The sequence below is a fragment of the Streptomyces barkulensis genome (assembly GCF_002843305.1).
GTDB lineage: Bacteria > Actinomycetota > Actinomycetes > Streptomycetales > Streptomycetaceae > Streptomyces > Streptomyces barkulensis.
In genome coordinates this window covers 79,374-93,913 of record NZ_PGSG01000054.1, presented here as the reverse complement: position 1 = coordinate 93,913, position 14,540 = coordinate 79,374, and the positions used below count along the sequence as shown (strand labels likewise).

At 74.2% G+C, this 14,540-nt stretch carries 14 protein-coding genes and 1 riboswitch; of the genes, 7 read left to right on the top strand and 7 right to left on the bottom strand.

Annotated features, from left to right (window positions below; genetic code table 11):
* Positions 1-74: 74 nt before the first annotated feature.
* Positions 75-1,379 (bottom strand): endonuclease Q family protein, encoded by a 1,305-nt coding sequence (locus CUT83_RS11560; protein WP_194074705.1) that lies wholly within the window; start codon positions 1,377-1,379, stop codon positions 75-77.
* Between the two features lie 112 nt (positions 1,380-1,491).
* Positions 1,492-1,555, top strand: a riboswitch (guanidine-III (ykkC-III) riboswitch).
* A gap of 39 nt (positions 1,556-1,594) precedes the next feature.
* Between CUT83_RS11560 and CUT83_RS11555 the strand changes: the two genes are divergently transcribed.
* On the top strand, positions 1,595-1,909 hold the full coding sequence (locus CUT83_RS11555) for a DMT family transporter (RefSeq protein WP_093849416.1): 315 nt from the start codon (positions 1,595-1,597) through the stop codon (positions 1,907-1,909).
* Between the two features lie 73 nt (positions 1,910-1,982).
* On the opposite strand, the gene CUT83_RS11550 is transcribed toward CUT83_RS11555, so the two are convergent.
* Complete coding sequence (locus CUT83_RS11550; protein ID WP_093849417.1) at positions 1,983-2,171, bottom strand: hypothetical protein; 189 nt, start codon at positions 2,169-2,171, stop codon at positions 1,983-1,985.
* 204 nt (positions 2,172-2,375) lie between these two features.
* Between CUT83_RS11550 and CUT83_RS11545 the strand changes: the two genes are divergently transcribed.
* The 4 genes from CUT83_RS11545 (at position 2,376) to CUT83_RS11530 (ending at position 6,699) form a co-directional block, all read left to right on the top strand.
* The gene (locus CUT83_RS11545) at positions 2,376-3,497 is read left to right on the top strand and encodes an LLM class flavin-dependent oxidoreductase (protein ID WP_101255755.1); all 1,122 of its coding nucleotides are present in this window, start codon (positions 2,376-2,378) and stop codon (positions 3,495-3,497) included.
* A 113-nt stretch (positions 3,498-3,610) separates the two neighbouring features.
* Positions 3,611-4,321: an FMN reductase gene (locus CUT83_RS11540; RefSeq protein ID WP_101255754.1), complete on the top strand. Its 711-nt coding sequence runs from the start codon at positions 3,611-3,613 to the stop codon at positions 4,319-4,321.
* A gap of 215 nt (positions 4,322-4,536) precedes the next feature.
* On the top strand, positions 4,537-5,586 hold the full coding sequence (locus CUT83_RS11535; RefSeq protein ID WP_101255753.1) for a glutathione S-transferase family protein: 1,050 nt from the start codon (positions 4,537-4,539) through the stop codon (positions 5,584-5,586).
* Between the two features lie 102 nt (positions 5,587-5,688).
* The gene (locus CUT83_RS11530) at positions 5,689-6,699 is read left to right on the top strand and encodes a zinc-binding dehydrogenase (protein WP_101255752.1); all 1,011 of its coding nucleotides are present in this window, start codon (positions 5,689-5,691) and stop codon (positions 6,697-6,699) included.
* 244 nt (positions 6,700-6,943) lie between these two features.
* On the opposite strand, the gene snpA is transcribed toward CUT83_RS11530, so the two are convergent.
* Complete coding sequence (snpA, locus tag CUT83_RS11525) at positions 6,944-7,600, bottom strand: snapalysin (protein ID WP_101255751.1); 657 nt, start codon at positions 7,598-7,600, stop codon at positions 6,944-6,946.
* Between the two features lie 316 nt (positions 7,601-7,916).
* Between snpA and CUT83_RS11520 the strand changes: the two genes are divergently transcribed.
* Positions 7,917-9,017, top strand: coding sequence for a LysR family transcriptional regulator (locus CUT83_RS11520; protein WP_420882407.1), 1,101 nt, complete (start codon positions 7,917-7,919; stop codon positions 9,015-9,017).
* 38 nt (positions 9,018-9,055) lie between these two features.
* Here the strand turns inward: CUT83_RS11520 and CUT83_RS30080 are convergent, their stop codons facing one another.
* Entirely contained in the window at positions 9,056-9,211 is a 156-nt protein-coding gene (locus CUT83_RS30080) for a hypothetical protein (RefSeq protein WP_158238998.1), read from the bottom strand.
* Between the two features lie 364 nt (positions 9,212-9,575).
* Between CUT83_RS30080 and CUT83_RS11515 the strand changes: the two genes are divergently transcribed.
* Positions 9,576-10,220, top strand: coding sequence for a hypothetical protein (locus CUT83_RS11515; RefSeq protein WP_101255749.1), 645 nt, complete (start codon positions 9,576-9,578; stop codon positions 10,218-10,220).
* A 93-nt stretch (positions 10,221-10,313) separates the two neighbouring features.
* On the opposite strand, the gene CUT83_RS11510 is transcribed toward CUT83_RS11515, so the two are convergent.
* The 3 genes from CUT83_RS11510 to CUT83_RS11500 form a co-directional block, all read right to left on the bottom strand.
* Positions 10,314-11,201, bottom strand: a complete 888-nt coding sequence (locus CUT83_RS11510; protein ID WP_101255748.1) for a dioxygenase family protein — start codon at positions 11,199-11,201, stop codon at positions 10,314-10,316.
* Between the two features lie 91 nt (positions 11,202-11,292).
* Entirely contained in the window at positions 11,293-12,222 is a 930-nt protein-coding gene (locus CUT83_RS11505; protein ID WP_240957876.1) for an AraC family transcriptional regulator, read from the bottom strand.
* Positions 12,223-12,293: 71 nt separating this feature from the next.
* Positions 12,294-14,372 carry a neutral/alkaline non-lysosomal ceramidase N-terminal domain-containing protein gene (locus CUT83_RS11500; protein WP_165869451.1) on the bottom strand — a complete coding sequence of 693 codons (2,079 nt, stop codon included), beginning with the start codon at positions 14,370-14,372 and terminating at the stop codon, positions 12,294-12,296.
* Positions 14,373-14,540 lie beyond the last annotated feature (168 nt).

The following is a 14,540-nucleotide window of genomic DNA, read 5'->3' as shown; positions in this document are numbered from 1 at the left end:
ACCCGCCGGTCGCGGCGGTATGCGTCCGGGGGCGGGGCGGCGCGCTCCCGCCGGGTCCCCGCGCCCTACCGGCCCTACCGGCCCGACCTGCCCGCCGGCGCCGGCTTTTCCCGCGGCTGCCCGGTCTCCCCGGCCTCCTCGGGGCCGAACAGCGAGATCGAGCCGTACCGGCCGTCGTAGCCGGACTCGCGCCGCACTCGGTGGGCGCGCAGCCGCTCGATCGCCTCGGCCGTCTCCGGCTCGCCCGCCCCGCGCACCCGGCCCACCGGCACCTGGAGCAGCAACGGCAGTTCGGGTCCCAGCGCGGCGGTCAGACCCTCCAGAGCGCGTTCGACGGTCTTGGTCTTCGGCCCGACCCCGAGGATCTCGCCCGCGATCTCCGGCAGGGGGACGATCTTCAGGGCCTCACCGCCGGTCGACGGCCTCCGCCCGGGGGCGCGGTCGGCCAGCTCCTCGACCCGGTGCAGGACACCGACGGTCGGTTTCCTGCCGCACACCGGGCACCTGCCGCCGCGCGCCCTGGTCTCGGCCGGTTCCAGCCGCACCCCGCAGGCGCGGTGCCCGTCCAGGTGGTACTTGCCCGCCTCCGGGTACAGGTCCACGGTGCCGGCGTACCCCTGGCCGGTCTCCAGGGCGCGGCGGATCGCGAAGTAGTCCACCTCGGTGTCGAACACGGTGGCGTTGCGGCCCAGGACGGGCGGGGAGTGCGCGTCCGAGTGGCTGACCAGCCGCAGGCGGTCCAGCGAGGAGACCCGCCAGTTCATCTCCGGATCCGAGGACAGACCCGTCTCCAGGGCGAAGACGTGGCCGGCCAGGTCGCCGTAGCACTCGTCCACGCCGTCGAAGCCGGACTTCGAGCCGAGGACGCCGAACCAGGGCGTCCAGGCGTGCGCGGGGACCAGGTAGGCGCCCTCGCCGCAGGACAGGACGGCCTCCAGCAGATCGCGGGAGTCCACCGCCAGGGCGGGCCGCCCGTCCGAGGCGAGGTCGCCGTACGGGGACAGGGCGCGGGCCAGGCGCCCGGCCGCGTCGAAGTCCGGCGCGTAGCAAAGGTGGTGGATCCTGCGGCCCCGGCCGTCGCGCCGGTAGTTGGTGGCGACCTCCACCTGGAGCAGGAAGCGCAGCGGGCCGCGGCAGGCCGGGGGCAGGTCCTCCAGCACCTCGCGGTCGAGGTCGTCGCGCAGCCGGAACAGTCCCGGCTCCGCGGGCACCAGCGACTCGCGCAGCGCCTCGGCCCACCCGGGGTGGAGGAAGTCACCGGTGCCCAGCACGGTGATCCCCTTGCGCCGCGCCCACCAGGCCAGGTGCGGCAGATCGCTGTTGCGGCTGCACGCCCTGCTGTACCGGGAGTGCACGTGCAGGTCGGCGTAGTAGCGCATGTACCACGCGTGCCCGGGAAGCGCGGCGGCATGACGAGGGGCGCGCAGGGGCGCGCAGGGGCGCGCAGGGGCGCTCAGAGGGCGCGGGTCGGGCGCGCGATCCGGTGCTAGGTTGGCCGTGGCGCCCCCGCGCCCCGGACGAGCGCGTCGTACCCGGCAGGACAAGACGGCGCAGGTCATACGCAGCAAGGCACATCACCTGCGGAGGTCACGTCGTGGCGTGGGTCGTACTGGTCGTATCGGGGCTCCTGGAGGCGGTGTGGGCCGCGGCGCTCTCGGCGTCGCAGGGCCTGACCCGGCTCAGGCCCAGTGTGCTGTTCGTCGTCGCCCTCGCCCTCAGCATGGGCGGTCTGGCCTACGCGATGCGCGGCATCCCCATCGGCACCGGGTACGCGGTGTGGGTCGGGATCGGGGCCGTGTGCACGGCGCTGTACGGGATGGTCGCGCTGGGCGATCCCGTCTCCGCCGGGCGTGTGCTCTGCCTGGTGCTGATCGTCGCCGGTGTCGTGGGCCTGAAGATCCTGGAGTGAGTGCGGTGGGCCCCGGCCGGGCGGGCCGGGACCCACGCGGGCCGGGACCCACCGCAACGGTCCGGAGCGGTCCTCAGCGGGACGTGTCGTCCTTGCCGGTGGAGCCCTTCTTCCGCCAGGTGCGCCCGGCGCGCCCGGTCGTGGCCGGGTCGACCCGCCCCTTGGCGGTCTCGCCGGACAGGTGGCGGACGTGCTCCCTGGCGACCTGCCTGAGTCGCCTGTCCTTCTCGTGCTGCTCTTCCTTGTGGCGGCGTTTGAACATGGTGCCTCGCTCCCTGCCTCGTACGGGCTGCCCGTGCGGGCCGTACGGGCAGCCCGTTGTGGGCGTTCCGCGCTACGCGGTTCCCCGCTCCCGGGTGTCCATGCCCGCCGGGTGGGGAGCAGCGGGAGAGAGGGCCGGAATAGGGAGGGGAGTCCGGCTGTTCGATAAAGTGATTGAACAATCAACCATTGGGATGTGAGCGCAGTGCAGTTCGGAATCTTCACCGTGGGCGACGTCACCCCGGACCCGACCACGGGCCGGACGCCCACCGAGCACGAACGCATCAAGGCCATGGTCGCCATCGCGCTCAAGGCCGAGGAGGTGGGCCTGGACGTCTTCGCCACCGGCGAGCACCACAACCCGCCCTTCGTGCCCTCCTCTCCGACGACCATGCTCGGCTGGATCGCCGCCCGCACCGAGCGCCTGGTCCTGTCCACCTCCACCACCCTGATCACCACCAACGACCCGGTCAAGATCGCTGAGGACTTCGCGATGCTCCAGCACCTGGCCGACGGGCGCGTGGACGTGATGCTGGGACGGGGCAACACCGGACCGGTCTATCCCTGGTTCGGACAGGACATCCGCCAGGGCATCCCGCTGGCGATCGAGAACTACGCGCTGCTGCACAAGCTGTGGCGCGAGGAGGTGGTGGACTGGCAGGGCCGCTTCCGCACCCCCCTGCAGGGCTTCACCTCCACCCCGCGCCCGCTCGACGGCGTCCCGCCGTTCGTCTGGCACGGCTCCATCCGCTCCCCGGAGATCGCCGAGCAGGCCGCCTACTACGGCGACGGCTTCTTCCACAACAACATCTTCTGGAACAAGGAGCACACCCAGCGCATGGTCTCCCTGTACCGGGAGCGCTACGCCCACTACGGCCACGGCACCGCCGAGCAGGCGATCGTCGGCCTCGGCGGCCAGGTGTTCATGCGGCGGAACTCCCAGGACGCCGTCCGTGAGTTCCGCCCCTACTTCGACAACGCGCCCGTCTACGGACACGGGCCGTCGCTGGAGGACTTCACCGAGCAGACCCCGCTGACGGTGGGCAGCCCGCAGCAGGTCGTCGAGAAGACCCTCGCCTTCCGCGACTACGCCGGCGACTACCAGCGCCAGCTCTTCCTGATGGACCACGCCGGGCTGCCGCTGAAGACGGTGCTGGAGCAGATCGACATGCTCGGCGAGGAGGTCGTGCCCGTGCTGCGCGAGGAGTTCGCCGCCAGGCGCCCCGCGCAGGTGCCGGACGCCCCCACGCACGCCTCCCTCCTCGCCCGCCGCGAGACGGGGGCCGAGGCCGGAGCGGAAGCCGCGGCCCCCGGCGCCACGGCCTGACACCGCCCGGCACGGCCTGACAGGCCTGGCGCAGCCACCGCATCCCGCCCGGGCACCACCGGACACACCGAGCACACCGGACGCCCCCGTACAGGACTCGTAGGAGCACAACCATGGAACCCATCCGGATCACGGCCGTCTCGGCCGGCCTCGGCCGCCCCTCCTCCACCCGCCTGCTCGCCGACCGGCTGGCGCAGGCGACCCGGCGGCACCTGGAGGGCGGGGAGCGCCCGGTGGAGGTACGGGTGGTGGAACTGCGCGACCTGGCCACCGACATCGCCCACAACCTGGTCACCGGCTTCCCCGGCCCCGCCCTGGCCGAGGCGGTCGATGCGGTGACGGGGGCGGACGGCCTGATAGCGGTCACCCCCGTCTTCACCGCCTCCTACAGCGGCCTGTTCAAGTCCTTCTTCGACGTCATCGACAACACCGCGCTGCACGGCAAGCCGGTCCTGATGGCCGCGACCGGCGGCACGCCGCGCCACTCCCTGGTCATCGAGCACGCCATGCGCCCTATGTTCGCCTACCTGCGGGCGGTCACCGTCCCCACCGCCGTCTACGCCGCCTCCGAGGACTGGGGCGGTGTGGACGAGAGGGTGGGCGAGCTGTCGGCCCGCATCGAGCGGGCGGGGCAGGAACTGGCGGAACTGGCCGGGGCCCGGTCGCGGCCCGCCGAGAGGTCCGCCGCGGCGGGTACGGACGGCGTCAACGACGCGACCGACGCGACCGACGCGACCGACGCGACCGGCGCGGCCGGCGGGAGCGGGCAGACGGAGACCGTCGTCCCCTTCGCCCGGCACCTGGCCGCCCTCGGCCTGGACTGATCCGCCCGCGCCCCGCCGGCCCCGGGGCGCCCGGCGGGGCCGCCGGGCGTACGGGTGCCGGGGCACGGAAGCGGGTAGGCGTCCGGTTCCCGTGCCCCGTCGCCCGAGAGCCGGCGAACCGAGAGCCGAGAGCCGAGAGTCGGCGAGTCGGCGAGTCGGCGAACCGGACGGCCGGGGTGCCCGAGCCCCAGGTGCCAGAGAGGAAGACAGCCCCCATGACGACCAGTGTCGGCAACCCCGGCAGCACGACAGCCGAGTACAAAAGGTCCCCGAGTCACTTCACCGACCGCATCACGGCCGACGGCGCCGACGGCTGGCCGGTCGAGGCCGGACGGTACCGGCTGGTGGTCAGCCGGGCCTGTCCCTGGGCGAGCCGGGCCCTGGTGGTGCGGCGGCTGCTCGGCCTGGAGGACGCGATCTCCCTGGCGGTCACCGACCCCCTGCAGGACGAGCGGAGCTGGCGCTTCACCCTGGACCCGGACGGCCGGGACCCGGTGCTGGGCATCGCCTTCCTCGGCGAGGCGTACGCCGCCCGCGAGCCCGGCTACGACGGCGGCATCAGCGTCCCGGCGGTCGTCGACGTCCCCAGCGGCGTGCTCGTCACCAACGACTATCCGCGCATCACGCTCGACCTGGCCACCGAGTGGACCGCGCTGCACCGCGACGGCGCGCCCGATCTGTACCCCGAGCCGCTGCGCGACGAGATCGACGCGGTGATGGAGGACGTCTACCGCAATCTGAACAACGGCGTGTACCTGGCCGGGTTCGCCAAGAGCGAGCGGGCCTACGAGCGCGCCTACCGCAACCTCTTCGCCTGCTGGGACCGGCTCTCCGAGCGTCTGGCAGACCGCCGTTACCTGGTGGGGGACACCATCACCGAGGCCGACGTGCGGCTGTTCACCACCCTGGTGCGCTTCGACGCGGTCTACCACAACCACTTCAAGTGCAACCGCAACAAGCTGACCGAGGACCCGGTGCTGTGGGCCTACGCCCGCGACCTCTTCCAGACCCCCGGCTTCGGCGACACGGTCGACTTCGACCACATCAAGCGCCACTACTACCAGGTGCACACCGACATCAACCCCACCCAGATCGTGCCGCTGGGCCCGGATCCGTCCGGGTGGCTGACCCCGCACCACCGCGAGGAGCTGGGCGGGCGGCCCTTCGGCGACGGGACCCCGCCCGGCCCGCCGCCCGCGGCGGAGGAGATCCCCGCCCCGGGCCGGGCCGGCGCCGGATCCGGGAGCGGCGCCGGCGGAGCGTGACCCACCGGCCGGGCCTCGTCGCGCGCCCCCGGATTCCCCGTCCCCGGCACGGGTACCCCGGCGGGGACGCAGGACGATCACAGGCACCGATGTGGGAGACAGGTGGTCACCGTGCTCGCCGGACGGCTGGACGTGAAGACGCGCGCCTTCTCGGTGGAGGAGGTGCCCACCCCGCGCCCGGGGCCGGGGGAGGTGCTGGTCAAGGTGGAGGCCGCGGGGGTCTGCCTGTCGGACGTGCACCTGATCGACGGCACGCTCACCCCGCTGTACCTGCCCGGGGACACCGTCACCCTCGGCCACGAGGTCGCGGGCGTCGTCGCCGAACCGGGCGCGGGCGTGACCCGGTGGCGTCCGGGGCAGCGCGTCCTGCTCCAGGCCGGGGAGGAGCGGGACGGGGTGGTGTGGACCCGCGGCGTGGACTACGACGGCGGCTGGGCCGAGTACGCGGTGGCGGCCGAGTCGACGCTGGTGCGGATCCCGGACGAGCTGCCCTTCGAGCAGGCCGCGATCATCCCGGACGCGGTGTCCACCCCGTGGGCCGCCGTCACCGCCACCGCCCGCACCGAGCCCGCGCGCCCGGCCGGCGTCTGGGGCGCGGGCGGTCTGGGCGCGCACGGTGTGCAACTGCTGCGCCTGGTGGGCGCCGCGCCGATCATCGCGGTCGATCCCCTGCCCGAGGCGCGCGAGCGGGCCCTGGCCTTCGGCGCCGACCTGGCCTTCTCCCCGGACGACCCCGAGCTGCCGGCCCGGGTGCGGGGGGAGACCGGCGGGGCCGGGCTGGCCTTCGCCTTCGACTTCGCCGGGGTGCCGGCGGTGCGGGAGCAGGCGGTGCGCTGCCTGGGGCCGGGCGGCAGGCTGGTGCTGGTGGGGCTCACCGACCAGCCGCTGACCATCACCGACGGCACCGCCTTCAGCTACTTCCAGCAGCAGGTGCTGGGTCACTACGGTTCGTCCGACGAGCATGTGGTGCAGCTCGTCGAACTGGTGCGGCGGCACCGGCTGGACTTCTCGCGGTCGGTCAGCGGGGTGCTGCCGCTGGCGGAGGCGCGGGAGGCGGTGGACCGGCTGCTGCGCAAGGAGGGCAACCCGGTCCGGCTGATCCTGCGCCCGTGACGCGGCACAGGCGCGGTGCAGACGGGGCTTCGGCGGGGCTTCGGCGAGGCTTCGGCGAGGCGGCGGCACGGGCCGTGCGCGAGGTGTGGGCGCCGGCGCCGGGCAGGGGCTCCTCTCTCCTGCCCGGCGCCGGAGTGGGGCCGCCGGACCGGCGTCCGTGGGGGGAGAAAACGCCGGGCCGGCGGGCGGCCGCGCCGGTCGGCGGCCTGCCGGTGAGCCGACTCACCGGAGAACCGCCCTGTCGTCAGCGGGCCTTGGCGGTGGACTCCTTCTGGAAGGCGCTCAGGCCGTACGCCCAGATCTGGTTGACCCGGCTGCGCTCGGCGGAGTTGGGGTAGGCGTTGGTGCAGGACGGGCCGGGGCCGCCGCCGGACATCAGCTCGCTGCACGGCCCGGAGTAGTTGTCCCGCAGGCCCAGCACATGGCCGGTCTCGTGCGAGGTGACGCGGGTGGAGTCGTAGACCTGGTTCTGCCGGTAGTCCAGGAAGATGTAGCCGTTGCCGCGGCCGTCGGTGCTGGCGTAGGAGCCACGCGAGTCGTTGCCCTCGTAGTACCGGAAGTCGGCGTTGCTGCCCGAGACCAGGCGCACGTTGCTGACCGAGGAGTTCCAGATCTGGGCGCTGCGGGATATCTCGGTGGCGAACGAGGGCGCCCGGCTGGCGTCGTAGACGACCGTGACGGCCTGCGCGCCCGTGGCCCGCTGCTTGGACAGCGCGGACTCCATCACGGCCTCGAAGAAGGCCCTGGTGTTGGCCTGGTCGGCGGCGGAGCCGGAGTACGCGGCGACCGAGGCGGGGAGCCGGTCGGCCTGGGAGGGGGCCGCGGAGGCCGGAACCGCGGTCAGGCTCAGGGCCGTGCCCAGACCGAGCGCCGCGGCCAGGGCGGCTCTGGAGAACTTCATGTGGGGGGTCTCCTTCTCGTCGGTGAACCCGGGTGCGGAACCTGATGCGGAACCTGTGGGGGCCGGGTCCGGCGGAGGAACTTCGGTCAGTCAGAATTGTGTTCGACCTCCGCGCCGCCGGGATGATGCCAACAGGCGATAGCGCCGGGCTATCACCCGTGATCGCACCGCTCGGCCCCCGGCCGGAGGAGGCGCGCCGAGGACCACCGGAACGGCCGGGGACGGCCCAAGTCGTGCGCCGGGAACGCCGGGCATGCCGTTTCGGTGGCGTTTGGACGGCTGGTGCCGCCTGTTGGGGCGTCGTTATCCTCCAGGGGTGGAGCTCGACGTGAGGCATCTGCGTGTGCTGTGCGCCATCGCCGACGCCGGCAGCGTCCGCAAGGCGGCGCTGCGCCTGGGCATGAGCCAGCCCTCCCTGACCACGCAGCTGCGCCGTATCGAGAACGCCATCGGCGGACGGCTGTTCACCCGGGAGCGCACGGGCAGCCGCCCCACGGCCCTGGGACGGTCCGTGCTCTGCCGCGCACGTCCGATCGTCGCCGACATGGCGGCCCTGGTGAGTGAGGCGAGGAGCGCGGCGGCGCTGGCCGGAGGGGCGCGGCTGCGGATCGGCAGCACGGCCAGCCGCGCCGTGGCCGGATGGGTGCGCAGGCTCCGGGAGCGCTACCCCGGGGCCGAGACCGGGATCCACATCGACGTCTCGGCCAACTCGCTGCTCCAGACGGTCGCCGACGGGCAGGTGGACGTGGCGTTCGTCCACGAGCCGGAGGGCTTTCCGCTGCGTTTCCCCCCGGGGGTGGAACAGCACGTCCTGATCGACAGGGAACCGCAGTTCATCGCCCTGCCCCAGACCCACCCCCAGGCCGGCCGACGGGTGGTCGACATGGCCGACCTCGCCGACGACCAGTGGATCGTCGACTTCACGGCGGACGGGGAGTGGGCCGCCACGCGCCGCGCCTTCGCGACCGCCGGACTGAACCCGCGCATGGTCCACGTGCCCGACAACACCACCGCCGCGGCGCTGATCGCCGGGGGCGAGGCGGTGAGCGTGTGCCAGCCCGTCTCCCAGCAGCGCCAGGGAATGGTCATCCGCCCGCTGCGCGACGACCCGCTGGCGGTACGGCTGTTACTGGCCTGCCGGTCGGACAGCCCGTCGGCGGCCGAGATCGGCGGTCTGCACACCGACCTCATGGCCGCCTACGCCGAGGTCGCCTGGGCCAGCCCCGCCTACCGCTGGTGGTTGCTGCGCCACGGCAGTCCGCTGCTCCCCCCGCCGGAGGGCGCCCCCGCGCCGTCCGGCGCGGACGGACCGCCGGAGCACGTCCTGGCCGCGGTGCCCGGCTCGCCCCGCGCCGCACGGCGGCCCGCTCCGCACAGCACGGCGCCGCGCGTGCCCCGGGCGCGAGGGGGCGGCTGAGGCGTACCCGGGGCGGGACGCGGGCGGGCGGCCCCGGGTCAGCCCCTGCCGAAGTCCAGTGGCGGCTCGACGGTGTGGAAGCACTGGGTGCACACATAGCCGCCGCGCGGCCCCTCCTGGACCGCCCAGCCGCACTGCGCGCAGTGCATCACGGCCACATCGGGTGCCGGGACGTCGGAGTGTGATGGGGTCATCCGGTCGCTCCGCAGTTGCCGCAGGACCAGCGCCCGTCGGGGCCCTGGATGACGGTGGCTCCGCATGTGGTGCAGTTCAACGGCAGTTCCCCTTCCGCCGTGTCCCGCCGGGTCCGCCCGCGCCGCCGGTGCGGTCACCACCGAAGGCGCGGCTGTCACAGGTCACCGTAGCCCGGCACACGGCCGGTGACGAGACCCTCTCCCGCGCGCTCTCCCGCGCGCCTCCCTCCGGTTCGGCTCCCGGTGAGGTGTTCCGCGTGCCGCCGGGGTCCGGTGGCGCGATTCACCCCGGCGGCCCGGGCGGGTCTCGTTACCATCGAGGTACCGAATACCGGAATCCGCTCTTCCGAAATGCGGGACCAAGGTGTCTGCTGATCTCTCCTCCGTCATAGCCGCCACCACCCGGTGGCTGGTCCGCTCCTACCCGACCGCCGGCGGCGTGCTCAGCGCCTCCCTGGCCGAGGCGCAGGCGCGCCAGGCGGTCACGGTCGCGGCCTGGCTGCGCTATCCGACGCCGCTGGACGCCGCGCTGGTGGCGGTCGCCGGGCCGGGTGGCGCCCTGCGGCTGGACCGGATCACCGGCGCGGCGGCCCCGGAGCCGGCCGGCTCCGGCGGCCCGGGCGACCCCGACAGCTCCGGCGGCCACGACGGTCCCGACGGCGCGTCCGCCGGACTGCCGTGGATCCCCGTGCCCCGCGAACCCGGCGAGACGGGGAGCGCCTGGCGCACCTGGGTGGACGAGGTCCTCGCCAGCTGGGCGGCCTGCCTGCTGACCTCGCCGGACCTGGTGGAGGAGGCGGTGGCCGGTGCCCTGCGCAGCGAGCACGCGCGGGGGCTGGCGGTCGACTTCCGCAGGCTGGCCGCGCCCGACGGGCTCGACCGGCAGGCCGCGCCCCTGCTGCGGCACCCCGACCTGATGGCGCCGGTCGCCGGGCTGCACCGCGACGGACTCCTGGCCTGCCTCGGCTCCCGCCGGGGCCCGCAGACCGGGGCCGCGGCGGCCGACTGACCACGCCCGGGCCCGCCGCCGGGTTTCGGTGGCGGGCCCGGGTGGCGTGGCCCGGGCGAAGAGACCCGGCAGGCGGGGATCGGTCGGCGGGGATCAGGCCCGCCGCCACAGGGCCGGGGTGTTCGGCGGCTCCCAGCCGGCCTGGGACAGATGTGCCTGGAGGCAGGTGTAGGAGGCTCCGCCGTACTCCACCCGGTCACCGGCCCCGTAGTTCACCCCCGCGCGCCAGGTGCCGCCGGGGCCGTCCGGGGGCGGGGTGGGCGGCGGCGTCTGGGAGACGTCGAGGACGAAGTCGAACGTCGCCTCCTTCGCCGAGCCGACCGTCCGCACGTTCATCAGCAGCGCGGGGTCGAAGATCGCGTCGGTGCCGTTGCGCGGCTCGCCCGGGAAGTAGAGCTGGGTGGTCAGCACGGGACGGCCCGGCGCCTGCGCCTTGACGTGGATGTGCCGGGTGCGGCCCGGATACAGGCCGGGGACGATCGTGGTGAGTTCGAACGCTCCCTGTGCGTCGGTGTACTGGTGGCCGCGGAACCGGTAGCCGGTGTTGTCGTAGGCGCCGTTCACGTCCGCCTGCCAGAAGTCCAGCAGTACGTCCACGATCGGCCGGCAGGCCCGGCCGAACACGTACCCGCTGACGGTCAGCCGTGTGCCCTGGGTGCCCGCGTCGACCAGTGAGGTGCGGCGCGGCGAGTTCGGCTTGAAGTACGGGCCTTCCATCTGCGGTGGTGTGGGGTCGTCCCCGTCGTCGCAGTACGGGGTGAGCGGGAGCTGCTCGCCGGCGGACGCCGGCCGCAGGTTGCGGGCCAGGGCCGGCGCACCGCCGACGAGCAGCGGCAGGGGAGCGGCCAGCAGCGCCCCCTTGAGCAGGTTCTTGCGGCTGATGGGGCGCGGCCCGGAGCCGGGCCCGGAGCCGGTCCCGGAGCCGGTCCCGGAGGCCGGTTCGGAGCCGGCTCCGGGGCGGGGGGTGGTGTGGTCTTCCACGGGTTCTCCTGCTGTCGGGGAAGGTGGTATGGACCTTTCGCGAGCAGGTCTGAACCTATGCGGGTGTCCGGGCGGAGGCGATGGACAGGATTCAGCGGTCGTGGTGATTCGTTCCGGTCCCGCCCCGCTCCGTCCCACCGTCGGCGCCCGCTCCGCCGCCCTCCCGGGCCCCGCTGCGGAAGGCGCCCGGGGTGACACCGGTCTCCCGGCGGAAGAAGCGGCAGAAGTACGCCGGATCGCAGAAGCCCGCCTGCCGGGCCACCTGGCTCACCGTCATCCCCGTCCCCGTCAGCAGCCGTTTGGCCTCCAGCACCCGCGCCCGGCGCAGGAGTTGTCCCGGGGTGCGCCCGGTGGCCCGCCTGACCGTCTCGTTCAGATGGCCGGCCGACACCCCCAGCCGCGCCGCGCACTCGCGCACCGACAGCCGTCCGGCCTCCGGCTCCTCCAGCAGCCGGCCGAAGTCCCGGGCCGCCTTGGACACCCGTCCGCCCTCCGGCCCGGCCGCTGCGGCGGGCGGGCCGCCGCCGGACAGCCGGCTCGCGCGGACGAGGAGGACGTGCAGATAGGACTGGAGGACGGAGGCGAATCCCTCGCCCCGGGCGCGGTACTCCCGGTCCATCTCCCGCAGCAGCGCCGAGAGCCGCACCGCCTCGTCGCGCGGCGGCCGCAGCCACGGCCGCTCCCGCAGCCCCCGCAGCGTCTCGCGGTCCTCCGGGTGCTCCAGCAGGAAGTCGTCGGTGAACAGCACCACCCAGCCGTTCAGGCCCGAGACCCCGCGCCAGTGGTGCACCTGACCGGGAACGACCGCGCAGAGGTTCGGCGGGCTCAGCGGCCACGGCACCGCGTCCACCACATGCGTGCCGCTTCCGCTGGTGACGTACACGACCTCGTGGAAGACGTGCCGGTGCGGGAAGCCGGCGCGCGACAGCGGCCCGATGGTGTCGAAGGAGCCGATGGCGAACGGCAGCGCGTTCGGCGCGGGCACCTCCAGCCGGTGCAGCGGTACCGGCTCGTACGTCACTCACCCCACCTCCCCGGCGGGCCGGGCGGCCCGGTGGAGCATAGTGCGGGACGCCCGGCCGCCGGGAAGGATCAGGCCAGCACGGTGAACGTGCGCGTGGTGCCGGAGAAGGAACGGGCGCCGCCCACCAGGGGCTTGGCGTCGCCGTGGTAGCGGACGCGGTAGCGGCCGGGGGCGGCGTCGGCGGGCACGTCCCAGGTGACGGTCACCTTCGAGGCGGCGATCCCGTCGCGCTCCCAGCGGAAGGCCGTCGACCAGTCGCCGTCGTCGGCGACCGTGCGCCACACCCCGCCCTCGTACCGCTCCACCCGCAGATAGGTGCTGCCCCGGTGCAGGTCGTTGCCGGGATGGGCGCCGGCGAACACCGCCGTGACCCGCTCGCCGGCCCGGTAGCCCTCGCGTGGCTGGCTCAGCACGTCACCGAACGAGCGTCCGATCTGCGGGGCGTCCAGCACGATCGGCGGCTGGAGGGCGAGCGGCGCGGCGGACAGGTCGGGCGGCTTTGGGCCGGCCGGCAGCGCCCGCCCCTCGCGCATCGCACGGGCCAGCTCCGCCGAGACCTGCTGGATCGCGGGCAGTTGCCAGCGGCCGAAGAGGGTGCTGCCGCCCTCGTAGTGCTGGGCGTCGTACTCCTCGGGGGTGGTCAGGTAGTGGAAGTAGGAGTTGGCGTAGCCCGCCACCAGCACGTCGTCCAGGTCCGCGCCGGTGGCCTGTGCGACGGTGCGCCGCAGCCGCAGCCCCGCCGCGATGGTGACCTCGCCGGGAACGCCGATCAGGTACAGGCGGCCGATCCGCACCAGCTGCACGGGGACGATCTCCTGCACCCAGGGGTAGATCCGGTTCATCTCCCCGATGGGCACGGCGATCGCCTTGGGCGCGTGGGCGTCGCGCAGCTCCGGCGAGACGGTGTAGATCACCGAGTCGGAGACGGCGTCCCAGAAGGGGTTCTCGCCCTCGGAGAAGCCGGGGAAGGCCGGCCCGTCCTCCGTGCTGCCCGCCGCCATGGCCGCGCCGACGGCCGGTTTGGCCGTCCTGTGGGTGCGCCCGTCACCGGTGAACTCCGGTCCCACGGTGACGTCGGAGAGGTCCACATACACCAGCCGGGAGTCCACGCCGCCCGACAGCCGGGTGCCGGGCCGGTCCAACTGCCGCGCGGCGGCCCGGTACTGGCGCAGACCGTTGGCCCGGGTGTGCTCGAAGTCCTCCGGCGTGGCCGGCGGCTCCAGGTCGAGGTTGGGGGACATGTCGCCGGCGTTGGTCTGCGCGAAGGCGGCGATCACCTCGGGCGCGCCGCCGGCCAGGTAGTCCGCGCCCGCCACCTCGCGCTCCCAGTGGTAGGCGGCGTATCCCTTGTTGTCGGCGCTGATGAGCCGGTTGTCGCCGGACATGCTGGTGCAGTGGGTGGCGAACCAGTTGACCGCGCCCACCAGCCGCCCCTGCCGCTCGATCCGCAGCAGCGTGGTGAGCGGGTCGATCGCGTCGGGGAAGTGGGCTTTGACGTCGGCCGGGTTGCGGTCGAAGGCGGTACGGGAGCGGTTGACGCTGGCTCCGCGCAACTCCCCCCGGGAGAGCGACAGTTCGGAAGGCGCCAGATCGGCGTGGGCCCGGCCCACGGCCTCCACGATGCCGCGCACGACCGCGTCGAAGGTCTTGGCGTGGAAGCCGAGCGTGGTGATGTTGTAGAGCAGGTGGTGGGAGTAGCCGCCCGGACCGGCGTGGGTGTGGGTGGCGGTGATCATGGTGTTGCGGGCGTCGTAGAGGCCGCCGTACCGCTCGTCCAGGGCGCGCAGCACCGCCTGGTGCACGCTGGAGAAGATCATGGGGGAGTCGACCACGACGAGGGCCACCCGCTCCCCGGCGCTCCCGTCCCCGGCCCGGTCGGCGATGACGAAGGCGCGGGCCCGCAGCCGGTTGTGCAGGCCCTGGGCCTGCTGGTCGGTGCGCCCGTAGCCCATCATGCCGACCTCGGCCACCTCGCCGGTGGCGTCCGCGATGCCGCGCCCCACCAGATAGGAGCCGGCTCCCGCGGCATCGGCCCGCCCGGATGCGGCGGTGGTGCGGCCGGCGGTGGTGTCTTCGGCGGCGTGGGCCGCGGTCGTGGGGAGCCCGGCGATGCCGAGCCCGGCCGTCGCCGCGGCGGTGGCGCGCAGGACGCCGCGGCGGCTGCTGCCCGGCGCGCGGGCGGGGGCGTCCGGGGCGGCCGGTGCTTCCGGGGCGGTGCCGGGCGGTGTGCGCCGCTGGGTTCGGGGATCGCTCACGTGCGGCTCCTCACGGTGCAGTAGGGGGGTTACCGCCGGTTTACCGACAGGCGTTGTGAG